Annotated in this window: 23 protein-coding genes, 1 tRNA gene and 1 other RNA gene; 13 read left to right on the top strand and 12 right to left on the bottom strand. The window is 67.1% G+C overall.

The genetic code is table 11. The features are described from left to right. Positions 1 to 15 precede the first annotated feature (15 nt). Positions 16 to 1,077: a glycosyltransferase family 4 protein gene (locus ACIQCM_RS13290; RefSeq protein ID WP_400606670.1), complete on the bottom strand. Its 1,062-nt coding sequence runs from the start codon at positions 1,075 to 1,077 to the stop codon at positions 16 to 18. A 210-nt stretch (positions 1,078 to 1,287) separates the two neighbouring features. Between ACIQCM_RS13290 and ACIQCM_RS13285 the strand changes: the two genes are divergently transcribed. Then, positions 1,288 to 1,980: a DsbA family oxidoreductase gene (locus ACIQCM_RS13285; RefSeq protein ID WP_400606668.1), complete on the top strand. Its 693-nt coding sequence runs from the start codon at positions 1,288 to 1,290 to the stop codon at positions 1,978 to 1,980. A gap of 110 nt (positions 1,981 to 2,090) precedes the next feature. Next, the gene (locus ACIQCM_RS13280; RefSeq protein ID WP_400606666.1) at positions 2,091 to 2,741 is read left to right on the top strand and encodes a TetR/AcrR family transcriptional regulator; all 651 of its coding nucleotides are present in this window, start codon (positions 2,091 to 2,093) and stop codon (positions 2,739 to 2,741) included. A gap of 5 nt (positions 2,742 to 2,746) precedes the next feature. On the opposite strand, the gene ACIQCM_RS13275 is transcribed toward ACIQCM_RS13280, so the two are convergent. Further along, entirely contained in the window at positions 2,747 to 3,415 is a 669-nt protein-coding gene (locus ACIQCM_RS13275; RefSeq protein ID WP_400606663.1) for a LytR C-terminal domain-containing protein, read from the bottom strand. Continuing rightward, positions 3,408 to 3,707 carry a type II toxin-antitoxin system VapB family antitoxin gene (locus tag ACIQCM_RS13270; protein WP_377216618.1) on the bottom strand — a complete coding sequence of 100 codons (300 nt, stop codon included), beginning with the start codon at positions 3,705 to 3,707 and terminating at the stop codon, positions 3,408 to 3,410. The genes ACIQCM_RS13275 and ACIQCM_RS13270 overlap by 8 nt, the downstream gene beginning before the upstream one ends. A gap of 146 nt (positions 3,708 to 3,853) precedes the next feature. On the opposite strand from ACIQCM_RS13270, the gene ACIQCM_RS13265 reads away from it, so the two are divergent. Continuing rightward, a complete protein-coding gene (locus tag ACIQCM_RS13265) occupies positions 3,854 to 4,780 on the top strand; it encodes a hypothetical protein (protein WP_400606662.1) in 927 nt (308 codons plus the stop codon). Positions 4,781 to 4,832: 52 nt separating this feature from the next. After that, complete coding sequence (locus ACIQCM_RS13260) at positions 4,833 to 6,440, top strand: stealth family protein (RefSeq protein WP_400606660.1); 1,608 nt, start codon at positions 4,833 to 4,835, stop codon at positions 6,438 to 6,440. 11 nt (positions 6,441 to 6,451) lie between these two features. Here ACIQCM_RS13260 and ACIQCM_RS13255 read toward each other — a convergent pair whose 3' ends face one another. The 3 genes from ACIQCM_RS13255 to ACIQCM_RS13245 all read right to left on the bottom strand — a co-directional run bounded on the left by ACIQCM_RS13255 (position 6,452) and on the right by ACIQCM_RS13245 (position 9,402). After that, a complete protein-coding gene (locus tag ACIQCM_RS13255; RefSeq protein WP_400606658.1) occupies positions 6,452 to 7,372 on the bottom strand; it encodes a phosphodiesterase in 921 nt (306 codons plus the stop codon). 115 nt (positions 7,373 to 7,487) lie between these two features. Further along, positions 7,488 to 7,970: a glutathione peroxidase gene (locus ACIQCM_RS13250; RefSeq protein WP_400606656.1), complete on the bottom strand. Its 483-nt coding sequence runs from the start codon at positions 7,968 to 7,970 to the stop codon at positions 7,488 to 7,490. Continuing rightward, positions 7,933 to 9,402: a M23 family metallopeptidase gene (locus tag ACIQCM_RS13245; RefSeq protein WP_400606653.1), complete on the bottom strand. Its 1,470-nt coding sequence runs from the start codon at positions 9,400 to 9,402 to the stop codon at positions 7,933 to 7,935. Before ACIQCM_RS13245 ends, ACIQCM_RS13250 begins: the two co-directional genes overlap by 38 nt. A 190-nt stretch (positions 9,403 to 9,592) precedes the next feature. Between ACIQCM_RS13245 and ACIQCM_RS13240 the strand changes: the two genes are divergently transcribed. Beyond that, positions 9,593 to 10,513: an oxygenase MpaB family protein gene (locus tag ACIQCM_RS13240; RefSeq protein WP_400606651.1), complete on the top strand. Its 921-nt coding sequence runs from the start codon at positions 9,593 to 9,595 to the stop codon at positions 10,511 to 10,513. A 41-nt stretch (positions 10,514 to 10,554) separates the two neighbouring features. Here the strand turns inward: ACIQCM_RS13240 and ACIQCM_RS13235 are convergent, their stop codons facing one another. After that, complete coding sequence (locus ACIQCM_RS13235) at positions 10,555 to 10,929, bottom strand: VOC family protein (RefSeq protein ID WP_400606649.1); 375 nt, start codon at positions 10,927 to 10,929, stop codon at positions 10,555 to 10,557. Positions 10,930 to 11,106: 177 nt separating this feature from the next. Next, positions 11,107 to 11,191, bottom strand: a tRNA-Ser gene (locus ACIQCM_RS13230). Positions 11,192 to 11,493: 302 nt separating this feature from the next. Between ACIQCM_RS13230 and ACIQCM_RS13225 the strand changes: the two genes are divergently transcribed. The 5 genes from ACIQCM_RS13225 (at position 11,494) to ACIQCM_RS13205 (ending at position 17,297) form a co-directional block, all read left to right on the top strand. After that, positions 11,494 to 11,820: a hypothetical protein gene (locus ACIQCM_RS13225; RefSeq protein ID WP_400606647.1), complete on the top strand. Its 327-nt coding sequence runs from the start codon at positions 11,494 to 11,496 to the stop codon at positions 11,818 to 11,820. Positions 11,821 to 11,884: 64 nt separating this feature from the next. Further along, positions 11,885 to 11,981, top strand: an RNA gene (gene ffs, locus ACIQCM_RS13220) — signal recognition particle sRNA small type. Between the two features lie 51 nt (positions 11,982 to 12,032). After that, complete coding sequence (locus ACIQCM_RS13215; protein WP_400606645.1) at positions 12,033 to 15,089, top strand: DNA polymerase III subunit gamma and tau; 3,057 nt, start codon at positions 12,033 to 12,035, stop codon at positions 15,087 to 15,089. Between the two features lie 39 nt (positions 15,090 to 15,128). Then, complete coding sequence (recR, locus tag ACIQCM_RS13210) at positions 15,129 to 15,728, top strand: recombination mediator RecR (RefSeq protein ID WP_400533056.1); 600 nt, start codon at positions 15,129 to 15,131, stop codon at positions 15,726 to 15,728. Between the two features lie 216 nt (positions 15,729 to 15,944). Continuing rightward, positions 15,945 to 17,297, top strand: coding sequence for an aspartate kinase (locus ACIQCM_RS13205; protein WP_400606642.1), 1,353 nt, complete (start codon positions 15,945 to 15,947; stop codon positions 17,295 to 17,297). An 83-nt stretch (positions 17,298 to 17,380) separates the two neighbouring features. On the opposite strand, the gene ACIQCM_RS13200 is transcribed toward ACIQCM_RS13205, so the two are convergent. Both ACIQCM_RS13200 and ACIQCM_RS13195 read right to left on the bottom strand, forming a co-directional pair. Continuing rightward, positions 17,381 to 17,596, bottom strand: a complete 216-nt coding sequence (locus ACIQCM_RS13200) for a hypothetical protein (protein WP_400606640.1) — start codon at positions 17,594 to 17,596, stop codon at positions 17,381 to 17,383. A 108-nt stretch (positions 17,597 to 17,704) separates the two neighbouring features. Next, positions 17,705 to 17,947 (bottom strand): hypothetical protein, encoded by a 243-nt coding sequence (locus tag ACIQCM_RS13195; RefSeq protein WP_400606638.1) that lies wholly within the window; start codon positions 17,945 to 17,947, stop codon positions 17,705 to 17,707. A 74-nt stretch (positions 17,948 to 18,021) separates the two neighbouring features. Between ACIQCM_RS13195 and ACIQCM_RS13190 the strand changes: the two genes are divergently transcribed. Genes ACIQCM_RS13190 through ACIQCM_RS13180 form a run of 3 tightly spaced genes read left to right on the top strand, consistent with a single transcriptional unit; the run spans position 18,022 to position 20,010 of the window. Further along, on the top strand, positions 18,022 to 18,474 hold the full coding sequence (locus tag ACIQCM_RS13190; protein WP_400606636.1) for a MarR family winged helix-turn-helix transcriptional regulator: 453 nt from the start codon (positions 18,022 to 18,024) through the stop codon (positions 18,472 to 18,474). Positions 18,475 to 18,524: 50 nt separating this feature from the next. After that, the gene (locus ACIQCM_RS13185) at positions 18,525 to 19,100 is read left to right on the top strand and encodes an SSI family serine proteinase inhibitor (protein ID WP_400606635.1); all 576 of its coding nucleotides are present in this window, start codon (positions 18,525 to 18,527) and stop codon (positions 19,098 to 19,100) included. After that, positions 19,033 to 20,010, top strand: coding sequence for a 3-methyladenine DNA glycosylase (locus ACIQCM_RS13180; RefSeq protein WP_400606633.1), 978 nt, complete (start codon positions 19,033 to 19,035; stop codon positions 20,008 to 20,010). The genes ACIQCM_RS13185 and ACIQCM_RS13180 overlap by 68 nt, the downstream gene beginning before the upstream one ends. A gap of 73 nt (positions 20,011 to 20,083) precedes the next feature. Here the strand turns inward: ACIQCM_RS13180 and ACIQCM_RS13175 are convergent, their stop codons facing one another. Continuing rightward, on the bottom strand, positions 20,084 to 23,212 hold the full coding sequence (locus ACIQCM_RS13175; RefSeq protein WP_400606630.1) for a S8 family peptidase: 3,129 nt from the start codon (positions 23,210 to 23,212) through the stop codon (positions 20,084 to 20,086). A 263-nt stretch (positions 23,213 to 23,475) separates the two neighbouring features. Then, positions 23,476 to 23,661 carry a hypothetical protein gene (locus ACIQCM_RS13170; RefSeq protein ID WP_400606628.1) on the bottom strand — a complete coding sequence of 62 codons (186 nt, stop codon included), beginning with the start codon at positions 23,659 to 23,661 and terminating at the stop codon, positions 23,476 to 23,478. Between the last annotated feature and the right edge of the window lie 48 nt (positions 23,662 to 23,709).

Here is a 23,709-nt window from a genome sequence, read left to right as displayed (position 1 = left end):
CCAGCGCGTGCACCCTTAAAGATTCTGGTGCACGCCAACAGCATCCGGAACCCCTCCCGGGCCCTTCCCCTCAAGAAGTTCGCTGAAAAGCTCCAGGTGCTCGCTGACCATGCGCTCCTCGCTGAAGCGCTGTTCGGCTGTCCTGCGGCACAGTTCCCGGCTGAGCCCTGCCGCCGCCGGCACGAACTCCGCCAGGTTCTCCGTCTCCCCCAGGAAACCGGTCCGCCCGTGCTCCACGATTTCCGGCGCTGACCCGATGCTTGTGCCGATCACCGGGGTGCCCGTGGCCAGCGCCTCGATCATCACCAGCCCGAAGGGTTCGGACCACTGGATCGGGTTGAGGAAGGCCAGGGCTTCGCCCATCAGCGCGAACTTCCCGCCGTCGTCAACCTCGCCGACGAAGTCCTCATTGGGACCCAGCATGGGCTCGATCACCTCGCGAAAGTAGCGCAGCTCATCCGGCTGGCGCATCTTGACGGCGATCCTCAGCGGCATGCCGGCGCGCCGGGCCAGCATGATGGCTTCCGGCAGCCCCTTGTCCGGACAGGACCGGCCCACGAAGCACAGGTAACCCCCGCGGCCGGACCCCACCGGCACCGCCTGCACGTCCATGCCGTGGTGGATCACCCGGGACACCGGGACATCCGGAGCGTGCGAGGCCTGGTCCCGGGAGATCGCGATGATCGCTGAATCCCTTGCCATGGCCCGGTAGATGTCCACTGCCTGCGGGTGCAGCGGGCCATGGATGGTGGTGGCCACGGGAACCTGCCGCGGCCGGTTCAGATACAGCGGCCCGGCCAGGGTGTGGTCATGGATAATGTCCACGCCGCGCAGCCCCTGATAGGCCCGGACCACGTGGCTGAGCTCCGAAATCGTATAGCCCAGGTCCTCTCCCGAGGCAGGGCGCATCCCGGGGGCTGGCCGGACCGGACAGGTGCTGTCCGACGGGGCCGCCAGCACCACCTCGTGGCCTGCGGCGGCGAACCCGCGCGCCAGGCTGTCCACTACTCGTTCAATGCCACCGTACGTACGCGGTGGGACAGGAATCCATGGTCCTGCAACCAATCCAATCCGCATCCCAGGCCTCCCAGGATCATGACTGGCCGGCCCCCAGCTGCCGGGCATCTGTGCCGTGGGGCCACTGCTTGACCTACATCCGACTATTGCCCACGATCCTGCGCGCCGCAAGACCCGCGTTCCCAGGCTCTCCTGCCGACCGTCCTGCCTGTGGTGGAACTAACAGAACGATGCCGGAATGGCCGCCGGCGCGGAACAGTTACCCTAACCATGGAGATCGAGATCTGGTCAGACGTTGCGTGCCCGTGGTGCTACATCGGCAAGCGCCGGTTCGAAGCAGCCTTGGCAGAGTTCCCCCACCGCGATTCCGTGGAGGTCACGTGGCGTAGTTTCCAGCTCGATCCGACCCTCCCGGAGCATTACGACGGCAGCGAACTGCAGTACCTGAGCACCCGGAAGGGCCTGGCTCCGCAGCAGGTCACGCAGATGTTCGAACACGTGGCGGAGCAGGCCGCAGGAGTCGGCCTCCACTACCGGTTCGACAAGGTGGTAGTGGCCAACAGCTTCACCGCGCACCGGCTGCTGCACCTTGCCGCTGTCCATGGCCTGCAGGACGCCGCCAAGGAACGCCTGCTCAGCGACCACTTTGAACACGGCAGGGACATCGGCAGCCGCGACTACCTCACCGAATTGGGCACCGGCCTGGGCCTGGATCCCGCGGAAGTCGAAGAGCTGTTCAGCACCGACAAGTACGCCGACGAGGTCCGGGCGGACTTCGACGAGGCCCGCGCCCTGGGCATCAGCGGCGTCCCGTTCTTTGTGCTGGACCGGAAGTTCGGACTCTCCGGCGCGCAACCCAAGGAAACTTTCACGGCAGCCTTGAACCAGGCCTGGAACGAGGCCCGTCCGCTGGCGATGATAGGCGCCGGGGACGCCTGCGGCCCGGAGGCCTGCACCCCTTAACGCCCTCCCCAACGTGCATGAGTTCCTGTCCACTTAGAGGCTTTGAGGCGCGTTTTTGGCCCTTCCAAGCGGACAAAACTTTTGGTGACACATCGGGGTAAAGTGTCCGTATGCCAAGGATTTCAGCGGCGAGCAACGCGGAGCAACGCGCAGATACCCAGCGCCGCATCCTCACGGCCTTTGGCGAGCTCCTCTTTTCGCACGGCCTTCCGGGCCTGACCATGACGGACGTCGCCCGCCACGCCGGGATCGGACGCACCGCCGTATACAACTACTACGCGGACATCGAAGAGCTGCTCATCGCCTACGCCCTGGACGAGACCGAAAAGTTCCTGGCCGAGCTCCGCGATTCCCTCGCCCGGCTCGAGAACCCGGTGGAGCGGCTCGCCCTGTACGTGCGCGCCCAGGTGGTGGACCTCAGCCGCCGCCACCTACCGCCGGGACCTGCCATGGGGGCTGTACTCTCGCCGTCGTCCTTTGCCAAACTCGCGGACCACGTGGGTGAGCTGAGCGTCCTGCTGCAGGGCATCCTGCGGGACGGCATGGAGCAGGGCTACCTGCCCGTGGCGGACGTGGGGCAGCAGGCGCAGCTGATCCTCGGGACGCTGTCCTCCAGCGCCGCCCGCGGCAGCGATGAGCCTGCCGAACTGGAAGCGCGCGTGGCGCGCACGGTGCGGTTCATCCAGCAGGGCGCCGGGGCAAGGTTCGACGGCGCCGGGAGGCCCGTGCGGCTCGGCCCGCCTTCCGCCCTGGCCGGGTAGGTCCGTCAGGGTGTGGGTGCCGCGGACGGGACCACCGGCCATTTGTCATCGTCGGCGATCCTCCGGCTGTCGCGCGGACAGCTCAGCGTGCCCGGCGTCTGGTCCACCAGGTCCGGGGGCGTGAGCGCACTGTACTGCTGCGCCAGGATCACGTCCACGCTCCCGTCCGTCCGGCTGTCCTGGAAGTAGTCCGAGCCGGGCAGGTGCCGCTGCACGGTGAACGCCGCGGACTGTCCGGCAGCGCCGGAAACCACCGCCGCCGTTCCCCGGTAATTGGCGTCGGTGTTGGCCGCCGCTCCCACCACGAACTTGCGGGCCAGCAGCTCCTTGCCAACGGTCCGGGCCAGGCCCGGCCGGCTGGTGGAGTTGAACACGTTCACATTGACCTTGTCCGGGGACACGTAGTTGAACGTGGCGTCCGGGCAGGTGGAAACAGTCTCTTCCGCAGGACCCAACGCCGGGATCTTGAGCCGTTCGTCCAGCACGGCGAGCGCGGTGATGACGCCGGCCGCGATGATCCCCAGCAGCAGGACCAGGACAATTCCATGCAGGGCCCGGCGCCGGACCCGGGCGGTCTGGTCCGCACGGGCTGCCTCGAACGTGGCGCGCAGTTCGGAGCCGGTGACCACATGGTGGCCATGGAGGATGCTGGGATCCTGGATCTTCCTAGCCATCCAGCACCAGGACCCGGGCGTGGATCGCGGTGCGCTGGTGCAGCGCGGTGCGGACAGCGCGGTGCAGGCCGTCCTCCAGGTAGAGCGTTCCCTGGTACTGCACAACATGCGGAAAGAGGTCGCCGAAGAACGTTGAATCCTCGGCCAGGAGCGCTTCGAGGTCCAGCGTGCGCTTGGTGGTGACCAGTTCATCGAGGCGCACCGGTCGCGGCGGGAGGGCCGCCCAGTCCTTGGGCGTGTTGTAACCATGGTCGGGGTACGGGCGTCCCTCGCCCACAGCTTTAAAGATCACTCTGCCACCCTAGGCAAGCGGCAGGCCCGGGGAAAGTAGCGTCCCCGGCCTGGCGCCAGGTTGTAGCCAAACGGTAACCATGTCACACGCGGTGATGTTCGTCGTCGGAGCCGTCCGGCACGGGCGGCGGCTGACAGAATGGGTGCATGACCTCTGATTTTCCTGCTGTTCCCGCGCCCGGCACCGCCGTGCCGTCCGCCCCGCCGCTGGCGTTGCTGCTGGACGTGGATGGCCCCATCGCCAGCCCCGTCACCCGGGAGGTTACTGACGGGATCATCCGTGACCTGGTGGCGCTGGCCGCCGCCGGCATCCCCGTGGTCTTTAACACCGGCCGGTCCGATGCGTTCATCCGCCAGCAGGTCATGGAGCCCATGATCGAAGCGGGAATTCCCTCGGGCACCGTCGTCCACGCCGTGTGCGAGAAGGGCGCGGTGTGGTTCAGCTTCACCTCCGCCGGTCCCGGCCCTGTCCACGTTGACCACGACCTGGCCGTCCCCGCCGCCTACGGCGATGACGTTCGGCGGCTGGTGGCCGAGGACTACGCGGCGCACATGTTCTTTGACGAGACCAAACGGGCCATGGTCTCCGTGGAGCAGCACATCGAGGTCCCCAACGCCGACTACCTGGCCGAGCAGGCATTATTCGACGCCGAGGCGATGGAACTGATGGCCCGCCACGGGCTCGGGGTGGTGCGGCTGGACCACCATGCGCCCAATTCCGACGACGAGGTGGACTACCGTGTGGATCCCACCATCATTTCCACGGACATCGAATCGGTGCGGCTGGGCAAGGATCTCGGCGCCAGCCGGGCAGTGGAGCTGCTCGCCGCGCAGCACATCACCCCGCAGGCGTGGCGCACGGTGGGCGATTCACGCACGGACTACGCCATGGCGGACTGGCTTCACCACAACGACCACCAGGTCAAGCACGTGGACGTCCGGCCCGCCGACGGGGTTCCGGACAAGCCCTACCCCGTCCTCACCGCCGCGGACCTGGGACTGCCGGAGACGGTGATCCACGACGGCGCCGGCGCGGCCTTCCTGCGCAGCTGGCGTGAGGCGCTGGGCGTCTGAGCCCTTCCCGGACAGGGCTATCATCCAAGAAGGAATACTTACTTTTCACAGCATGGAGACCACCATTACAGAAGCACCGGTCCAGGACGAGGTCTACTACGGCGCCCAGGCGTCCGTGGAGGAACAATTTCCTGCCGAAATCACGTCGGCTGCGGCCGAGCAGCGCCTCAAACACCGCCCTGACGTCATCCGGCACAAGGGACGCTATGCCCTGATCAACCACAACCGCACGCCCTACCAGGCGATGGTGGAGGACCTGCTGTTCCTGCGCAACGTCCTGGACAACGCCGGGCTGGCATACCTGCTGGTCCGCGGCAACAATGACAGGCCCGTCATTGCCCTGGACTGGAAGGACCGGAAGAAACTGCGGGCCGCGATGGTGGAAGCGTGCCGGGACGAGCCTGTCTACTCCATGACCGTGGACGCCAAGAAGAAAACCTCCATCCTGGTGGCCGACGGCGAACTGTCATCCAACCGCCAGGCGCGCATCTTCCGGATCTACCGCCCGCGTGTCGAGCCGGTGGGCGGTTTCGAATTCGGCGCGTCGGCAGGTGTCCAGATCGAGCTGTGGTCCTTCAAGGGCGACGAGATCATCCTGCCGATCGAGAACTCCCTGACCCGCCGCACCCTGCTGCGGCAGGACGCTGTCCGCGGCACCGTGGACCGGTACGGACACACGTGGCCCACCATCGAGAACATGTTCGCGGACCACGCCAGCGACATCAGCTTCGACATCGACCTGGTGTTCTCCTGGGTGGATGGCAGCTCGCCGGAGTACATCGCGGCCCGCCGCGCCCAGCAGAAGGACGTGGTCCTGGGCGAAGGCGACGACCATGAAGCCCGGTTCCGGCAGATCAACGAGCTCAAGTACGCGCTCCGGTCCGTCTACATGTTCGCGCCCTGGATCCGGCGCATCTTCATTGCCACGGATTCGCCGGCCCCGGAGTGGCTGGCTGACCACCCGGCGGTCACGATCGTGCGCAGCGAAGAGTTCTTTGCCGACCCCTCCGTGCTGCCCACGCACAACTCCCAGGCGGTCGAGTGCCAGCTGCACCACATCGAGGGCCTGTCCGAACACTTCCTCTACTCGAACGACGACATGTTCTTCGGCCGTCCCGTCAGCCCGGACCTGTTCTTCACCCCGGGCGGGATCACCAAGTTCATCGAGGCCGAAACCAGGATCGGGCTCGGCGAGAACGCGGCCGAACGCAGCGGCTTCGAGAACGCGGCACGGGTGAACCGCAAGCTGCTTTGGAACCGGTTCGGCCGGATCACCACCCGGCACCTGGAACACACCGCCGCCCCGCTGAGGCGCAGCGTGGTGGAGACCATGGAGCTGGAGTTCCCCGACGAGTTCCGCAAGACTGCGGCCAGCCGGTTCCGGGCCGCGGACAACATCTCCGTGACCAATTCCTTCTACCACTACTACGCGCTGTTGACCGGCCGGGCCGTCACACAGACGGCCGCGAAAGTCCGCTACGTGGACACCACCATGCGGTCCGGGCTGAAATACCTGGCCAAGCTGCTGGCCAAGCGGAACATGGACATGTTTTGCCTCAATGACGGAAGCTTTCCCGAGGTGGACGCCAACGAACGCGCCGCGCTCGTGACCGACTTCCTCGAGAAGTACTACCCCATCAAGGCGCCCTGGGAAAAGTAGCCCCGCGCCGCCTAGCGCGACGAGGGTTGTCTGACGGTGCCGCGCTTGGCGGTCTCAGGGATGCGGATGCCGGCAGCCTCGAGCCGACGCGCCGTCTCCGCCGGAGTCACGTACTCCCCCACCGTGGCCGAGCCGCCCAACGGCACGACCGAATGGACAATGGTGTGTTCGTAGACGTGGACCAGGTTGAACGCCTGTCCGCCGTCCCGGCCGCGGGTCCCGCCCACCGGTACGTTGAGGTCCTGGGTGTAACAGCTGGCCGAAGCGACGGAGACCGGGATTCCGGCGAACGTGGCTGTGGTGGAGTAGTGCAGGTGGCCGGCCAGGATGGTGCGGACGTCGGAATCGCGCACCACGGCGGCCAGGGAGCTCTGGTCCCGGAGCTCCACCAGGACCGACAGATCCAGCACCGACGGAACCGGCGGATGGTGCAGGGCCAGGATGGTGCCGTCCGGGGCGGGGGTTGCCAGCTCCGCGGCGAGCCATTCGAGCTGCGTGGCGTTGAGTTCGCCGTGATGGAACCCCGGGACCGAGGTGTCCATGGTGATGATGCGCAGGCCGTTGATGAAGTAGCTATGGTCCACGGGAGCATCGGTTCCGGGCTGGTCAAGCAGGCCCTTGCGGAAGTTGGCCCGGTTGTCGTGGTTGCCCATGGCCCAGATGACGTCGGCGCCCATCTCGGTGCAGGCGGGTTCCACGATGGCGCGCAGCTTGGCGTAGGCTTCCGGATCGCCCTTGTCCGCGAGGTCGCCGGTGAAGATGACGGCCTCGGGCCGCGCGCCGGACTCTTTGACTTCTTCGAAGAGCTGGATCAGCCGGGCTTCGCTGTCAACGGCGCCGTAGAGGGGCTCTGGCCCGCCTACCAGATGGGGATCGCTCAGGTGGAGTAGGAAGTGGCGTGGCCGGGGATGTTCGGCCTCGATGTGCTCCATTGCTACCTCTGTGGTCGGTGGGAAGCCGCTCTTCCCTTGTACCCTTCAGTAAGGTTTATCCAATCAGACATTTGGTGAATTTTGGACGAATTGCGGCCGCCTATGTGGAAAAAAGTTAAAGCAGTGCCTCAACGGCGTCGATGACCTGGGCCGAGTCCGGCTCGACAGTGGGGGCGAACCGGGCAGCCACCACGCCGTCCCTGCCCACCAGGAACTTTTCGAAGTTCCACTTCACCAGCCCCGGCAGCGGGCCGTTCTTGAACCTGGTCAGTTCCGTGTAGAGCGGGTGCCGGGACTTCCCGCGGACGTCCGCCTTGGCCGTCAGCGGAAAGGTGACACCGAAGTTGCGCTGGCAGAACTCCGCGATTTCGCTGTCGCTGCCGGGCTCCTGCCCCGCGAACTGGTTGCACGGCACGCCCAGGATCTCGAATCCGCGGTCCCTGAACTTTCCGTAGAGCGCTTCAAGGCCCGCGTACTGCGGCGTGAACCCGCATTGCGAGGCGACGTTCACCACCATCACCACTTTTCCCCGGAACCGGCCGAAATCTGTAGCCGTTCCGTCATTCAGGATCAGGGGAATTTGGTACAGGGATGCCACAGGCTGCGTCCTCACGAAGGTGTCCATACTGATGGTTCGTTTCAGGCAGTCCAGCGTACTGGTCCCTGCTGGGAATTTCCTGACCGCATTTGTCCTTGCCGGGTGTCGCCCGGGCAGCGGACGACGGCGGTGCCTCCTCCCCCGGGAGGGCCGGCCCGGCCGGTGGTTCCGCGGGCAACGGACTATTGGAGGCCGGTTTTGCCGGCGCAGCTTTCGCTGGAACCGTTTCGGTGGGCATGGGTTCTATGGGCGTGGGCGCCGTGGGCGTGGGCGCTGCAGGGGCCGGCTCCGGTTCTGTAGGTGCGGCTGGGTCCGTGGGGACGGGAACGGGCACTGCTGGTTCGAGGGTGACCGGCGAGGGTGGAGGCGGTGGCGGGGACGTCTGCTCTGTCGGCGGTGGCGGGGACGCCTGCTCTGTCGGCGGTGGCGGGGACGCCTGCTCTGTCGGCGGTGGCGGGGACGCCTGCTCTGTCGGCGGCGGGGCGGCCGGCGGAGCAACTGCGGACGGCGTGGGTGCGGGCGGAGGCACCGCCGAGGGTGCCGGTGTCGCAGGAGGAGCGGGCGCCGTCGTCGTACTTCCCGAGAAGGGTGGCCAACGCGAGGGTTCGCCACCCTCGGAGTTGCCTGTTCCGGGAAGGAAGGACAACGCCGGGGCGTCCGGACGCGCAGGCGGGAGGTCGGCGAGCGCGGAAAGCGGCAGGAGGGTCCAGGTGAGCGGGTTGATGTGGCGGCCGTTGAGGATGACCTCGAAATGTAAGTGGCAGCCGGTGGACCACCCGGTGCTGCCGACGCGGGCAATGGTCCCGCCGGCTGCCACCGCGTCGCCGGGGCGCACGGCAATGGATTCCAGATGGTTGTAGGTGGTGACCAGCCCGTTGCCATGGTCCACCTCCACGCGGTTCCCGCCACCCCAGGGGTGCCAGCCGGCGGCGCGCACCACGCCGGAATCGGCCGCATATACCAGCGTGCCGCACGCGGCCGCGTAGTCCTGGCCCAGGTGGAAATCCCCTGGCAGTCCGCTGATAGGGCTGGCCCGCGGGCCGAACGGCGACGTCGGCACCAGAACCTGCAGAGGGGCTATCAGGTAGCCTGCGGGCAGCTTCACTGCGCCGGCCGTGAGCACTTTGAAGGCCCGCGCGGCCTGGTTCCACGAGGTAATGCCGCGGGCATCTCCGCCCCCTGGCGGGAGTGCGTGGGCAGCCACCGCCGTGCGCGGGAAGTCCACCGCCGCGCGGATGTTCGCGGTCAGGGCGGGGGCCAGCATCCCTGCGCCCACCACGCCCGCTGCCTGCCGGCTGGCCGCCCCCACCACAGCGGCCGGGCCACCGGGGTGAAGCGGCAAGCTGTTTCCGCTGCCGCCCGGCAGGAGCAAGGTGCCCAGGACCAGGGAAAGCGCGCCAGCGGCGGCGCGGGAAACGGCGAACAGGCGCACGGCACTCCCCGGTCTCTGCCGGCTGTTGCCCCTGTTGTGTCCCCGTACCTTGCCCAATCGACTGCTCCAGGACGTCGCGGACCGCTCGCTGTCTCGACGGTAATTTCCATGGGACCATACGCTTCGGCGCTGTGGGAACCCCTTCGGGAATTATGTGGATATCCCCGCTCCGGCCTGCCCACAATGGGGTATGCGAGGGCTTTTCCGGATCTGGCGGGACGAACTGAGGAAAACGTTCACGGGCAAGTCGGACACGCCGCCGGAGTGGACGCTGCGGTTGGCCGACGGGGACGACGCCGGCTACCACCTGCCCGGGTCGGCAGTGTGGGCCGTGCATGGTTCCATGTCCCCGATCGTGGGCGGCATACGCACACTCCTCATGCAGTCGCTGCACCCCGGGGCGCTGGCGGGAGTGCACGAGCATTCGGACTTCCGGGCTGATCCGCTGGCGCGGCTGGCGGCCACCATCCGCTGGATTTTCACTGTGACCTACGGCTCCAGGGCTGCCGCGGAAGAAGCCTCACGCAGGGTGCGCGTGCTGCACGGGCCGGTGCAGGGCACCTACCGCGGCAACGATGGATCACTGCGGGAGTACAGCGCCAACGACCCCGAGCTCGGGGCCTGGATCCACCTCGCATTCACGGACGGATTCCTTGCTGCGCACCTGATCTGGGGCAAGCAAATTCCCGGCGGACCCGATTCTTACGTCCGGGAATGGGCGCAGGCAGGCAGACTCATGGGCGTGGCCGATCCGCCGATGAGCGAGGTGGATCTGCGGCGGCAGCTGGATGACTGGTACCGCCGCGGCGAACTCAGGGCGGACGCCCGGGTGGCCGAAACCGTGGAGTTCATCCGGAACCCGCCGCTGCATCCCCTGCTGCGGCCCGGCTACCGGATCCTGTTCGCCGGCGCGGTGTACAGCCTGGAGCCGCGGTACCGGCGAATGCTGGGGCTCACTGTTCCCCGGCTTGGACCCTTCCCGCTTCCGGTGCGGCTGGGCACCCGGGCGGTCCTCGGCGTCGTCCATCTCATGCTGGGACGCAAGGGCCCCAGCGAACTGGCAGCCCGGGAACGGCTCCGCCGCCTGGGCGTGGCCGCGCCGCGTGCATGAATGACACGGCGCCGAGCTCCGGGGTCAGGCGGTCCGGGGGCTCAGGCGTCCAGGCGCTTGCGGAGGAGGCAGAACTCGTTGCCCTCCGGGTCGGCCAGGACGTGCCACGGCTCGTTGCCGGTCTGCCCCACGTCGGCCGGCCGGGCGCCCAGGGCAAGCAGCCGCTCCAGCTCCGCGTCCTGGTCGCGGTCCACCGGGCTGACGTCAATGTGCAGCGGCAGCTTCCCGGTCCGAGGATCGGTGCTGGGGCTCAGGATGATGGTGGGCTGCAGGCCGCCGGACCCCTTGGGCGGACCGATCTCGATGGCGCCGTCCTCACGGTCAAGCTCCACATAGCCGAGGACCTCGCTCCAGAAGCGGGCGAGCGTCTCGGGGTCGGAGCAGTCAAGGACAAGTTCGCTGATTCGGCATGACATGGGCCCAGTGTACGGAGCGCGCAGGCCGGGAAAAAGGCCGGCCCCGTCTTGGCGCCCAAAATGGTGGTCGACGCGTCAGCGCCGGCGCGGCCCGAAATGAGGTACACCGCGAATACGAAAACACCCCCGGTCCGAAGACCGGGGGTGCAGCCTGATGTTGTAAGACATCAGCTTCGGCGGAGAATGGGGGATTTGAACCCCCGAGGGCGTTAACCCAACACGCGTTCCAGGCGTGCGCCATAGGCCGCTAGGCGAATTCTCCAGCTGCTTCTGAATCAAAAGCAGATACTAGAGTACCTGAAGATTTCCGCATCGCCCAATTGAGGGACGTCAGCGCGTGGGGGCGCCGTTGTTAACGCGAAAATGGACGCCCCCAATGCGCCCACTTCGTGGTACACCATTGAGCTGCCGGGTCCGCCCCCGCCTGCCAGGCCCCGCAGCTCACAATCTGGAGATTGCCCCAATCGGTGTACATACCCATGATCAGGGGTGCGCGCTGGATAATCAACGGTTCGGTCCGGATTGAGGGTGATTCACGGAGTTCGATGCTGCACCATGGGACCCATGACCGAGCTGCACGCAATGATAATTTACGTCCCTGCGTCCCACACCGACCGGATCCTGGCCGCAATCGGCGACGCCGGAGCCGGACGGATCGGTGACTACTCGCACTGCTCCTTCGTCACTCCAGGGACAGGCCGGTTTACTCCGCTGGACGGGGCAAGGCCATACCTCGGCAGCATCGGGAAGCCCGAAGCGGTATCCGAGGACAGGGTGGAGTGCGTAGTGGAGAAGCCCAACCTCGCAGCCGTAGTGGCCGCCCTGCGCGCAGCCCACCCCTACGAAGAACCGGCGTTCATGACCTGGCCGGTGGACGGCTGGCGTCACTGAAGAGCGGCAAGACATCCGGCGCCCCGCCGATTCGAGTCACACCCCGATCTCGGGTAAAGTATCTGACGGCCCCTCATGTGGCGTCATCCTGTTGAACTCCCCCAGGACCGGAAGGTAGCAAGGGTAAATGGGCTCTGGCGGGTGCATGGGGGGTCTTTACTATTCCTCCACAGGGCGGCGGCTTGTCAGCCCGGATTGGTAGGGTTTCCTCTGTGACAGTTACTACCGCCCTCTACCGCAGATACCGTCCTGATTCCTTTGCTGACGTTATCGGGCAGGAACACGTCACGGAGCCGCTGATGACGGCCCTCCGGAAGAACCGCGTTAACCACGCCTACCTTTTCTCGGGCCCCCGGGGTTGCGGCAAGACCACCTCGGCACGCATCCTGGCGCGCTGCCTGAACTGCGCCGAAGGCCCCACGGACACCCCCTGCGGTACCTGCCCCAGCTGCGTGGAACTGGCCCGGGGCGGATCGGGTTCCCTGGACGTCATCGAGATCGATGCCGCGAGCCACGGCGGCGTGGATGATGCCCGCGACCTCCGCGAGCGCGCCACCTATGCCCCCGTCCGGGACCGCTACAAGATCTTCATCATCGACGAAGCCCACATGGTGACGTCGGCGGGGTTTAACGCCCTGCTGAAGATCGTCGAAGAGCCGCCGGAACACATCAAGTTCATCTTTGCCACGACGGAACCGGACAAGGTCATCGGGACCATCCGCTCCCGCACGCACCATTACCCGTTCCGGCTGGTGCCGCCCGAACCGCTGATGGCGTACCTGGAACAGCTTTGCAACCAGGAGAACGTGCCTGTTGCGCCCGGAGTCCTGTCCCTGGTCATCCGCGCGGGCGGCGGCTCTGTCCGTGATTCACTGTCCGTCCTGGACCAGCTCATGGCCGGCGCCGGCCCAACCGGCCTGGACTATGAGCTCGCCGTCGCACTCCTGGGCTACACCCATGCCTCGCTGCTGGATGATGTCGTCGAGGCCGTGGCCGCTTCGGACGCTGCCACCGTCTTCCGGGCGGTGGACCGGGTCATCCAGACCGGGCACGACCCGCGCCGCTTCGTGGAAGACCTCCTGGAACGCTTCCGGGACCTGATCATCGTCAAGGCCATGCCGGAGAGCGCGCAGACCATCCTGCGCGGAATGCCGGCCGACCAGATCGCCCGGCTGCAGAATCAGGCCCACAACCTGGGATCCGCCGAGCTTTCCCGCGCCGCGGACGTGACCAACACGGCGCTGACGGAGATGACCGGAGCCACCTCGCCTCGGCTGCACCTGGAGCTGCTGTGTGCGCGCATCCTCCTGCCCAGTTCGGACCAGAATGAGCGCGGAATTGCCGCGCGGATTGACCGCGTCGAACGCCGGTTGAGCTATGAAGGGAACGACGTCGGCGCTCCCGCCACCCAAAGTGCCAGTGTCGAGGCGGGTACCCCGCACCAGCGGACTGCCCAGGCGCCGCCTGCGCCGGCACTACAGGCGCCCGCGCCGGAAGCACCTGCACCTGCACCTGCACCTGCACCTGCACCTGCACCTGCACCTGCACCGAAGACTACCCCTGCGGCCAAGCCCGCGGGACAGTCAGCCGCGGAAACGGCACCGCAACGGGCTTCCCTCACTCCTCCTCGCGTGAGCACGAACGACTGGCCTGTGGACCAGCCCTCGGCGGCCCGCGCCTCCGACCCGGAAACGGGTCCCGGAAACGTGCCGGCCGGCCGGGAGTACCCAGACGGGCAACAGCCGGCCGGTCAACAGCCTGCTGAGAAACGGACCGCGCAGCCGTCCGCCTCATCCCAGGCGCCGGTCCGGACTACCGAACCACAGGCTGCGCCCTCCGCGGCACCGTCCATCGCTGCGGCTGTGCAGCCTGAACAGGCCGGGCCGCCTGCCCCGCCAGCGCCAGCCGGACCGTCAGGTGACGTTGAGGTGCTGCGCCGGGCGTGGCCCGATGTGCTGCAGACACTTGCCGGAATTAAGCGCAGCACCTGGGCATTGGTGGAACCGAATGCCCAGGTCAGCGCCTTCGACGGCCAGGTCCTTACCCTCGCTTTCGCGACGCCGGGACTGGCCGGCGCATTCGGCCGGGCCGACCATTCGGAGAACCTCAGGCAGGCGATCCATAAGACGACGGGAATCGACTGCCAGATCAATGCGGCGGCAGGGAACGCTGCTGTGGGCAATACGAGCAAGGCGAGCTCTGAGCCAAACCCAAAAGCGCCGGCCAGACCGGCGGCGTCCGCCGGTCCGGCGGCGGCGCCTACTTCGGCTGACGTGGCATGGGGCCTGGCTCCTGCTCCTGCCGCCGTCCCTGCCCAGGCACCTGCCGGTGCATCAACGCCGCTTGACAGCCCTGCCCTCAGCACCGCTCCCGGTCCTGCCACGCAGCCATCCGCACCTGCTCCTGTGCAGAACCCGGCACCGTCACCGGCACCCCAGGCGGCAACGGCCGAGTCGCCCGCGTCACGGTCGACTCCTGCCGCCCAGCCGGCACCTCCGGCCGGTGATTACTCGTACTCGGATGACGACTGGGGTCCACCCCGCGACGAGGACGCGCCACCGCTTGAGGAAGAGCCCCCTCTGGACTGGGAGCCGTCCTCGCGGCAGCGCCCCCAGCCCACCTCTGCCCGGACCGGCGCCGCGGTGGCCGGCGCTGCCGTGATCGAGGAGGCACCCGCCGCCTCAACCACCCCTTCCCGGCAAGCCACCCCCGGCGGCAACGATCCGGACGCCGATCCCTGGGCGCGTGCCGTGGAACAGGCGCCGGGCGTGTGGGTGGTTGGCGAGGCCACCAACGTCGGCAGGCAGCCGCCGTCGAACGTTCCTGCAGCCAAAGAACCGGCAGCAGCACCGGCACCTCACTATGAGCCGGCCATGGCCCAGGTGCCGCCGTCCATTCCGGTGAACCCTCCGGCTGAACCTGCCCGGGAATACGCCATGGCGTCGGCAACCGGCGCGGCGGCAACTGCCGCCTCAGCCGCGACGGTCACGGCAACAGCCGCCGTCGCCGCCCCGCCGTCCGGGGCCGGGACCCGGCAAAGCCTGTACCAGCGGCTGTCCAACAGCCCCGAAGCCGAGGCCGGCCGGGCCAAGGCTCCGGCCAAGGCGGTCGCCGCGGCCGCCACGTACGTCCAGGACATCCCGAGCGCGGATGACGAAACCATTGAGGAGTCCGGCGTGTTCGGCCGTGCGGCGGTGGAGCGTATTCTGGGCGGGAAACTGATTGAGGAACGGTCCGCCGACGGCAGCCCCGTCGCACGCCGCTACTGATCGGCCAGCCTCCATCCATACCAAGCTAAAGAGGAAATTGTGTACGAAGGTGCTGTCCAGGAGCTGATCGACGAGCTCGGACGCCTTCCTGGCGTCGGGCCGAAATCCGCCCAGCGGCTGGCGTTTCACATCCTCGAAGCGGATCCGCAGGACATGAAGCGCCTGGTGGACGCGATCACCACCGTCAAGGACCGGGTGAAGTTCTGCACGGTCTGCGGCAACGTCACGGAACAGGAACTTTGCAACATTTGCCGGGACCCGCGCCGCGATCCGGCAGTGATCTGCGTGGTCGAGGAATCCAAGGACGTGCTTGCGGTAGAGCGCACCCGGAGCTTCCGCGGCCGGTACCACGTGCTGGGCGGCGCCATTAATCCCATTGCGGGCGTGGGCCCGGAACAGCTCCGCATCCGGGAACTGCTGACCAGGCTGAATGACGGCGCCATCCAGGAAGTCATCATCGCCACGGACCCGAACCTCGAAGGCGAAGCGACAGCAACCTACCTGGCACGCATGCTCAAGACCATCGGCATCACGGTGACACGCCTCGCCTCGGGCCTCCCCGTGGGCGGCGACCTCGAATACGCCGACGAAGTCACGCTGGGGCGTGCCTTCGAGGGCCGGCGCAACGCCCTCAGCTGATCCGGCTTCGTGTTTTCCTGAGGGCCCTCGGGCCACGCCATGTGGCCAGCCCATCAACCCTACTGCGATGCCTGCCTGCCGGAGGAGCCGGACGACGGCATGACACAATTCCACCCGCGCTGCGGGCAGCGATAAACTGTCCGGAGAAGTCCCGCCGCCTTAGGCGTCAGGCTGCCTGGCCGCCAGAACCCCCAATGACCCAGTGAAGGTACGCGCATGAGTACGCCCACTACCGAAGTGCACAACGCAACGCAGGAGCTGCCCGCGGGCCATGCGGTAACCAAACAGCTCATCGTCCAGAAATTCGGCGGCTCGTCTGTGGCCGACGCGGACGGCATCAAGCGCGTTGCGGCCCGGGTGGTGGCAGCCCAGCGGTCCGGCAACGAGGTAGTGGTGGTGGTTTCCGCCATGGGCGACACCACGGACGAACTGCTGGACCTCGCCGCGCAGGTCACCGATTCGGCCCCCGCGCGCGAGATGGACATGCTGCTCTCGGCCGGCGAGCGCATCTCCATGGCACTGCTGGCCATGGCCATCAACAAGCTCGGCGCCAGCGCCCAATCGTTCACCGGCTCGCAGGCCGGCATGATCACCGACGGCATCCACGGCAAGGCACGGATTATCGACGTCGACCCGCACCGGATCCGCACGGCCCTGGACAAGGGCAACATCGCCATCGTGGCAGGCTTCCAGGGCATGAGCCGCTCCACGAACGAGATCACCACGCTGGGCCGAGGCGGTTCGGACACCACCGCCGTGGCGCTGGCCGCGGCCCTCGAGGCGGACGTGTGCGAAATCTACACGGACGTGGACGGCATTTACACGGCAGACCCGCGCGTGGTTCCGTCCGCGCAGAAGGTCTCCAGGATCTCCAGCGAGGAGATGCTGGAGCTCGCCGCTTCGGGCGCCAAGATCCTGCACCTGCGCTGCGTCGAGTACGCCCGCCGCTTCGGGGTCCCGCTGCACGTCCGGTCCTCTTTCAGCCACCACGAAGGCACCTGGGTCATCCCCAGCGCCGAAGACAAAATCACCACACAAGAGGGAGTCGCCTTGGAGCAGCCAATCATCTCCGGCGTTGCACATGACCGTTCCGAAGCCAAGGTCACCGTGGTGGGCGTCCCGGACATTCCCGGCAAGGCTGCCGCGATCTTCCAGGTCATCGCGGACGCGCACTCGAACATCGACATGATCGTGCAGAACGTGTCCACCCACGGCACCGGCCGGACGGACATCTCGTTCACCCTGCCCATTGTGGAAGGCGCTGACGCCCTGGCAGCCCTGCACGCCGCCCAGGACCAGATCGGCTTCGAGAGCATCGAATACAACGAGAAGATCGGCAAGCTCTCGCTGGTGGGCGCCGGCATGCGTTCGCACCCCGGCGTTTCCGCCACGTTCTTCAAGGCCCTGTCCGACGCCGGCATCAACATCAACATGATCTCCACCTCCGAGATCCGCATCTCAGTGGTGACGCATGCAGACCTGCTGGACGAGGCCGTCCGTGTGATCCACAAGGCGTTCGATCTGGACGGCGATGCGGAAGCCACCGTCTACGGCGGCACAGGCCGGTAGACCAGGCTGGCGATACCGCGGCACCACATGCCACAGCCAAAGGCGCCCGGGGCTCCCGGGCGCCTTTGGCGTGTCTACGGCTCCTAGGCCAGTTTCTCAAGGTCCTCGCGGCGCACCGCGTAATGGTGGCCGGAGGAATCGCTTTCCACGATGAAGTGCGCGAGGTCCTCTTCGGAGGCGCGTTCAAACTCATCGTGTTTGTGCACTACAGGCGTATCGGCGTCCAGCCGGGTGGCAGGTCCGAACAGGAACCGGAGCTTGTCCGTAAGGCTCATGAAGCCGCTGAGTACATGTGCCACTGTTTCCACCTCCTTCCCGGGTATCGGGAAAGTGCGGCCGCCTCCGCAGGCGGCCAGTGAGGCCATTTTACGCCCGGGGGCAGCGAAAGGATCCGGCCCGGGCGGAACTCAGCGCAGGGACTTGTCCCCGGGGTTCCGCGGGACCACGTAAGTGCTGCCGTCCGGCCGGGTCACGGTTTCCCACTGGCGGGTTTCGGCCTGCCGCTGTTCCAGGAGCCTGCGGTTTTCTTCGGTCATGTCATGACCGAGTGCGGAACTGCTGGCCGGTCCAAAAACCGCGCGAAGCCGGCCGGTGGCCCGCATGAAGCGCTGCGCTGCGTTTTCCTTGCCCTCCGGGCCAGCCTTGCCCATTAACCTGTTCCTTCCGCTTGGTTTCCTGCTTGGAGTGTACGCTAATCATTAGTGCACTAACAATTGGAGGTTTCATGACTGCCACATCCGGTGAAACCCGGGAGGACGATCTCCTCCTGGAGCACCAGCTCTGTTTCGCCCTTACCGTCGCTGCACGCAGCGTGGTGGGCGCGTACAAGCCGGTGCTTGAGCGGCTCAACCTCACACATCCGCAGTACCTGGTCATGCTGTGCCTGTGGGAGGAAAGCCCCCGGACCGTCCGCAACATTAGCCAGGCGCTTGCCCAGGAGCCCGCCACCATCTCCCCGCTGCTGCGGCGCCTCGAAACGGCCGGCTACCTCACTCGGCGGCGGGCCGACGGAAATGAGCGCGCACTCGCAGTCGAACTCACCCCGGCCGGTGCAGCCCTGCGCCAGGAGGCCCTGAAAGTGCCGGGAACCATGATGGAGCGCCTGGGCCTGACCCGCAGCCAGGTCACCGAACTGCATGCGTCCATGATGGGCCTGATCGCCGCCACCACTGAGTAGGATCCGAGTCCCGGGGCTAGAATCGAAGAAACGAAGGAGGCATCGGCGTGATGCGTACAATGCGGCTGCACCTGGCGTTCGCGGCACTTGCCGCGCTGCTCATGACTTCCTGTACCGGTACCCCCGGCGATGGTGGCGGCACGTCCGCCACGCCGCCGTCGGGCGCCTCCTCCTCGCCCGGCACCACGCCGGCGTCCCCCACCGAGCCCGCTCCCGACTCCGAGACCACCGTCCCGGCTCCCTCGCCCGAGGCTCCTTCCGCAGTTCCTTCCGGCCCGGGCAAGGGCAACGCCGAACTGGCCATCTCCGTGATCCCGGACGAAGGCAAGCCGGCAGTGAATTACACGCTGGTCTGCCAGAACGGCGTCCCCGCGGCCGAAAGCCAGCACCCCTCCGCTGCCGCCGCCTGCGCCGCTCTCAAAGCCAACGCCTCCCTGCTGAACCCGCCGCCCAAGAGCCCCGACCGTGCCTGCACGCAGCAGTACGGCGGGCCCCAAAAGGCAACCGTTTCCGGCGTGGTGGACGGCGTGCCGGTGGAGGCCGCCTTCAGCCGCACCGATGGCTGCGAAATCTCTGCCTGGGACGCCGCGAAGGCCGTCCTTGGCCCCGCCGGTGGAGCAGTTTAAGCTCCTGGCGGCCGAGGACTGGCTGGCCCTGGAAGCTGCCCACCACCAGCGCGTCAGCCGCTACGCCGATCCTTACCTTGCCCGCCGCGCCGCCGGCCGGAAGCATCCGGTGGAAGACTTCCTTTTCACCTACTACACGCAGAAACCCGGGCAGTTGCGCCGCTGGCATCCTGGAGCGGGCACCGTCCTGGCCGGGCGGGAGGCGGCGGACCGCCTGGGATGGAAGCACTACAGGGCGCTGGACGACGGCGAACTCACCGCACTGGGGCTGCCGGCGGGAAGCGCCGCGGTCACCTTCGACCGGGCCGCGTTCCTGGCCGACCGCCGGGATGCGGTGGACTTTGCCGAAATCATCCTCCGCGGCACCGCAGCACGTCCGGCCCAGTTCGGCTGCTTTGGCCTGCACGAGTGGGCCATGGTCTACCGACAGGACCGGTTCGACCTGCGCCACGAGTACCTGCAGCTGCGTTTGGGAGCAGCCGGCACGGACCGGGTTGTGAAGGACAACCGGATCCGGTGCACACACTTCGACGCGTTCCGTTTCTATACGCCCGATGCCCTCCCGCTGAACGAACACCAGCCCACCCGGGAACTGCAGCGGACCATGGAACAGCCCGGCTGCCTGCATGCCAACATGGACCTTTACAAGTGGGCGTACAAGCTGCTGCCGGCGCTCCCCAGCGGGCTGGTGATGGACTGCTTCGAACTGTCCTGGCGGATCCGTGCCATGGACATGCAGGCCTCCCCTTACGACCTGGAAGAGTGGGGTTACCCGCCCATTCAGATTGAAACCGCGCAAGGCAAAGCCGCCTATGTGGAGCATCAAAGGGCGTTCGCCGCTGAGGCCGCGGCCCTGCGGAAGAAGCTGGCGGCGGCGCTGGACGCCGCCCGCGGAGGACTGGACGACTGAACCGGGCGGACACGTGCAGGATCCCCGGGCAGCCCTGGCCGACCGGGGATCCTGTTTCGGCTGACAACCGGCGTCAGCCTGCGGGGACCGCCTGTGCCGGTGCCAGCTCAGGCGCGCCGGCGGGAGCGGCCGTTCCGCCACCCACGCGGACGTTGACCCAGGTCCTGATCCCGTTCTCACCCAGGCTCAGGCGGGACAGGTAAGCACCTTCAGACAGGCCGGACCAGTTCAGCGTGGCCGAGGTGGCCGAGCCGTTGGGTGCCACGATGGGGTTCGGATCGACCACGAGGTTTCCGGCGTCACCGTTGAACGTCACCGCCTGGACCGCAGCGTTAGCCGCACCGTTGTCCGGTGTGGAGTAGAGGTTGACCACCACGTAGTACGTTCCGGCGCGGGGCGACTCCAGGTCCAGGAACTCGCTGGCCGCGGCCGTGGCACGCTGGACGGCGGTCAGCCCGCCGGAGCCATTGGGCACATACACCACCATGTCCCAGTCCACGTCTCCGGACTCCGCCTGGACCCCCATCCGGGCGAACGTGGCGCCTTCCGGCACGGTGACCCGCAGCAGCGCGTTGTGGGCATCGTTGGCCGGCGCGTACGGGCCCGGCGTCTTGCTGATCGCGGTCTGGTTCAACGGGGCAAGCCCTTCTACGGCAACGCCGACGGGGCCGTCTGAACCGGAAACCAGCGGCATGGTTCCGCTGCCGGCCCCGGCGTCAGAGGTGAAGGAGAAGGACGGCGCGATCTGCGCATCGACCGGGCGGACCGCGATGGGCGAAGTCACGGTCCTCGGGCCCTTCCAGGTCACGGTTCCGGCGGCAAACTTGCCCAGGGGAGCGCTGATGTTGCGGATGGTCAGGGTGACATCGCGCGTCTGGCCCGCCTTGGAGAAGTTCAGCGACTTGGGTTCAACATCGACGCTCACGCCGGGGATCCTGGCCTCGGCACGGTAGAGGCCCGGGACCAGAGCGGTCAGCCGGCGCTTCACCTGGACCTCTCCCACCAGGCTGCCGAGGGCAATGGACGGCAGGTTCAGGTCGCGTGCTGCGATGCTACCGGCCTGCGGAGCTCCGGTTTCCACACCCTGGCCGTTGAGGTAGGCCAGCCAGTCCTTGACGTCCGAGTTATACACCAGGCCGGGGTCGGTGAACCGGGTGGAGTCGATGTGCCCGGCTCCACCCTGGAACGGATCCGTGTTGGGCGCACCGTCCGCGTTCACCAAGGGGTAGGCGGTGGTCATCATGGCCGATTTGACCATCGCCGGACTCCACGTGGGCTGCTTGGCCAAAGCCAGTGCACCAAAACCGGCGATATGCGGCGCCGCCATGGAGGTGCCTGACATGAAGCCGAACTGTTCGCCCGCGTTCCCGATGGTGGAGACGCCGGCCAGGACGTTGACGCCCGGTGCGGCGATGTCCGGCTTGAGCAGGTCGCCGCCTGCAGCAAGGGTGGGTCCGCGCGAGGAGAATCCGGCGATCTGCGGGGCAGGGGCCGGCGCGTCACCGGTCAGGTCGCCCTTGAGCAGGCTCACCGTCAGGGCAGGGTTGGCCTGCAGCTTGGATTTCAGGTCGATGCTCTTGGGGGCGTTGACGTGGACCGTGGGCACCGCATGGTTGTCCGCGTCCTCGGAACTGCTGGTGAGGTTCAGCAGGACCATGCCCACGCCACCCTTGTCCAGGACTTCCTGGCTCTTTTCCGTCCGGGCAACCACGCCGCGGTCGCAGACCACAACCTTGCCCGCCACCTTTCCGGCGTCCAGGGAACCGGATACGCAGAGGTTGGCGTCCACTGCGCCCGCGGCTGCAACGTCAGCGGCGATTACAACGGGGGCGTCGGCCACCCCTGCCTTCATGATGGACGCACCCCGGTACAGGGATCCGTCGGACACCTTTACGGTTCCCAGCAGGTCACTGGGGAACGTGGACGCCGCCACGGAGGCGAGCCACGGCGAAGCGTGGTTCACCGTGGAAGCGGCGGGGCCGGAGTTGCCTGCCGAGGCCGAGACGAAGACTCCGGCAGACGCGGCATTCAGGAAGGCGAGGGCCACGGGATCGGTGGTGCTGCTGTTGTTCCCGGAGATGGAGTAATTCAGAACATCCACGCCGTCCTTGAGGGCGGCTTCGATGGCTTCCAGGGATGCCGAGGTGTAGCAGCCGCCGGTGTTGGGATTGTTGTCCTCCCAGCAGATCTTGTACACGGAGACCTTGGCTGCCGGGGCAACGCCGGAGCTCTTGCCGAAGTCCACGCCATCAATGACCTGCCGGACATTGGCGTTGCCTGCCGCGGTGCTGGCGGTGTGGGTGCCGTGGCTGCCCACGTCCACCGGGGAGATGAGCTCCTCCGGAGCGCGGTTCGCTTCCGGCACATACTGGAGGAACGTGTCCGCGAAATAGCGGGCGCCGATCACCTTGGAGTTGCACTCAGAACCGTCGAAGTCTGCGCCGGTACCCTGGCCCGGCTGGCACTCGCCTTCGAACGTGGTGCCGTCCGCCTTAAGCATGGCGATCCGGCCCTCACCGGCCAGGTAGGGAACGCCCACCTGCGGGGCGCCTTCGAGCGGCTTGACGGGCCCGCCCTGGAGGAACGGGTTGTCCGGCGCATAGCCGGTGTCGATGACGCCGACCACCGTGCCCTTGCCCGCGTTGGCTTCTCCGCCGAACTGCGTGGCCCAGACACCCTGCGGGCCGGTGAGCCTGAGGAAGTCGGTGGCGGTGTAGTCCGGAGCGTTCTCCACGTCCTTCTCCACGGCCAGCACCCGGCTGTCCTTTGCGAGCGCTGCTGCCTGGCTGGCTGTGAGTTCTGCGCTGAACCCGTTCAGTGCTGCGGTGAACTGTTTCCGCAAGGTCACCCCCTGGTCCGCGGCCACGGCCTGCTGCTGCCGGCGCAGGTGCGCGTCGTACGCCTTGTAGTTGGCGCTTCCCGCGTCCAGCTTGCGGCCTGCCCGGGGCTTCGTTGCGCCCAGGCCCGCCGTCTGCCCCTCGTAGGCCGCGGCTGCGGGGCCCGTCAGGACGACGATGTAGCGACCATCCCCGTATCGGGGTGTTTCCGGGCCGGATGCCGCGGCTCCTCCATCAGGTCCGTCCGGCGCCGCGGTGGCAGGCCCCATGGACAGTGACGAGAGGAGAAGCGGTAGCCCGACGGCAAGCGCGGCCGCCTTCCGGAGTCCCCCGCCCCGGGCGGGGCTCTTTCCACTTGATTTCACGTGCAACCCTTTCACGATGTACCCGGCCCGGCCAGAGACGGGGGCCGGAAAACGACTGGCACGAATCATGCATTACAAATCTTGTAATGCCATACGACCAGACGATTCACACAGTACATAGTGAGAGCCAAATATGACATAGGGCACATTATGGAATTTTTGGCTTGTCACATCCCGCTTGGTAACCGCACTGAGGCCCGGTCCGGCCGCAAAAAAGGGCGCCCCGAAAGGCGCCCTGCCGTGCTTGCGGATTCCGGGGAAGGCTACTCCCGTGGCGTCCGGACCACCTCGCTGATCCATTGCCGGGTTTTCTCGTCCACCGGCCCGGCGGTACGGATGTTTCGCGCCTGCCTGTCCGCCTTGATCTTCTGCAGAACCATCCGCCCCAGGCCGGCGAAAACAGCCGCGGCAACCACGGGCAACAGCACGGATTTGGAATTCTCAGCCATTCGCCAATCCTAGTGAGCGGCCCCCAACATCTCCAGAGCAGGCTGCCC

This window comes from Pseudarthrobacter sp. NPDC092439, assembly GCF_044754945.1.
In the GTDB taxonomy this organism is placed as follows: domain Bacteria; phylum Actinomycetota; class Actinomycetes; order Actinomycetales; family Micrococcaceae; genus Arthrobacter.
Note: the sequence above shows the minus strand (reverse complement) of the source record. Positions and strands in the feature narration are given on the sequence as shown.

Bases quoted from the DNA above. Each gene is read 5' to 3' on its own strand.
- ACIQCM_RS13290 (WP_400606670.1), bottom strand. From the start codon at position 1,077: ATGCGGATTGGATTGGTTGCAGGACCATGGATTCCTGTCCCACCGCGT.
- ACIQCM_RS13285 (WP_400606668.1), top strand. From the start codon at position 1,288: ATGGAGATCGAGATCTGGTCAGACGTTGCGTGCCCGTGGTGCTACATC.
- ACIQCM_RS13280 (WP_400606666.1), top strand. From the start codon at position 2,091: ATGCCAAGGATTTCAGCGGCGAGCAACGCGGAGCAACGCGCAGATACC.
- ACIQCM_RS13275 (WP_400606663.1), bottom strand. From the start codon at position 3,415: ATGGCTAGGAAGATCCAGGATCCCAGCATCCTCCATGGCCACCATGTG.
- ACIQCM_RS13265 (WP_400606662.1), top strand. From the start codon at position 3,854: ATGACCTCTGATTTTCCTGCTGTTCCCGCGCCCGGCACCGCCGTGCCG.
- ACIQCM_RS13260 (WP_400606660.1), top strand. From the start codon at position 4,833: ATGGAGACCACCATTACAGAAGCACCGGTCCAGGACGAGGTCTACTAC.
- ACIQCM_RS13255 (WP_400606658.1), bottom strand. From the start codon at position 7,372: ATGGAGCACATCGAGGCCGAACATCCCCGGCCACGCCACTTCCTACTC.
- ACIQCM_RS13240 (WP_400606651.1), top strand. From the start codon at position 9,593: ATGCGAGGGCTTTTCCGGATCTGGCGGGACGAACTGAGGAAAACGTTC.
- ACIQCM_RS13235 (WP_400606649.1), bottom strand. From the start codon at position 10,929: ATGTCATGCCGAATCAGCGAACTTGTCCTTGACTGCTCCGACCCCGAG.
- ACIQCM_RS13225 (WP_400606647.1), top strand. From the start codon at position 11,494: ATGACCGAGCTGCACGCAATGATAATTTACGTCCCTGCGTCCCACACC.
- ACIQCM_RS13205 (WP_400606642.1), top strand. From the start codon at position 15,945: ATGAGTACGCCCACTACCGAAGTGCACAACGCAACGCAGGAGCTGCCC.
- ACIQCM_RS13195 (WP_400606638.1), bottom strand. From the start codon at position 17,947: ATGGGCAAGGCTGGCCCGGAGGGCAAGGAAAACGCAGCGCAGCGCTTC.
- ACIQCM_RS13190 (WP_400606636.1), top strand. From the start codon at position 18,022: ATGACTGCCACATCCGGTGAAACCCGGGAGGACGATCTCCTCCTGGAG.
- ACIQCM_RS13185 (WP_400606635.1), top strand. From the start codon at position 18,525: ATGCGTACAATGCGGCTGCACCTGGCGTTCGCGGCACTTGCCGCGCTG.
- ACIQCM_RS13180 (WP_400606633.1), top strand. From the start codon at position 19,033: ATGGCTGCGAAATCTCTGCCTGGGACGCCGCGAAGGCCGTCCTTGGCC.
- ACIQCM_RS13170 (WP_400606628.1), bottom strand. From the start codon at position 23,661: ATGGCTGAGAATTCCAAATCCGTGCTGTTGCCCGTGGTTGCCGCGGCT.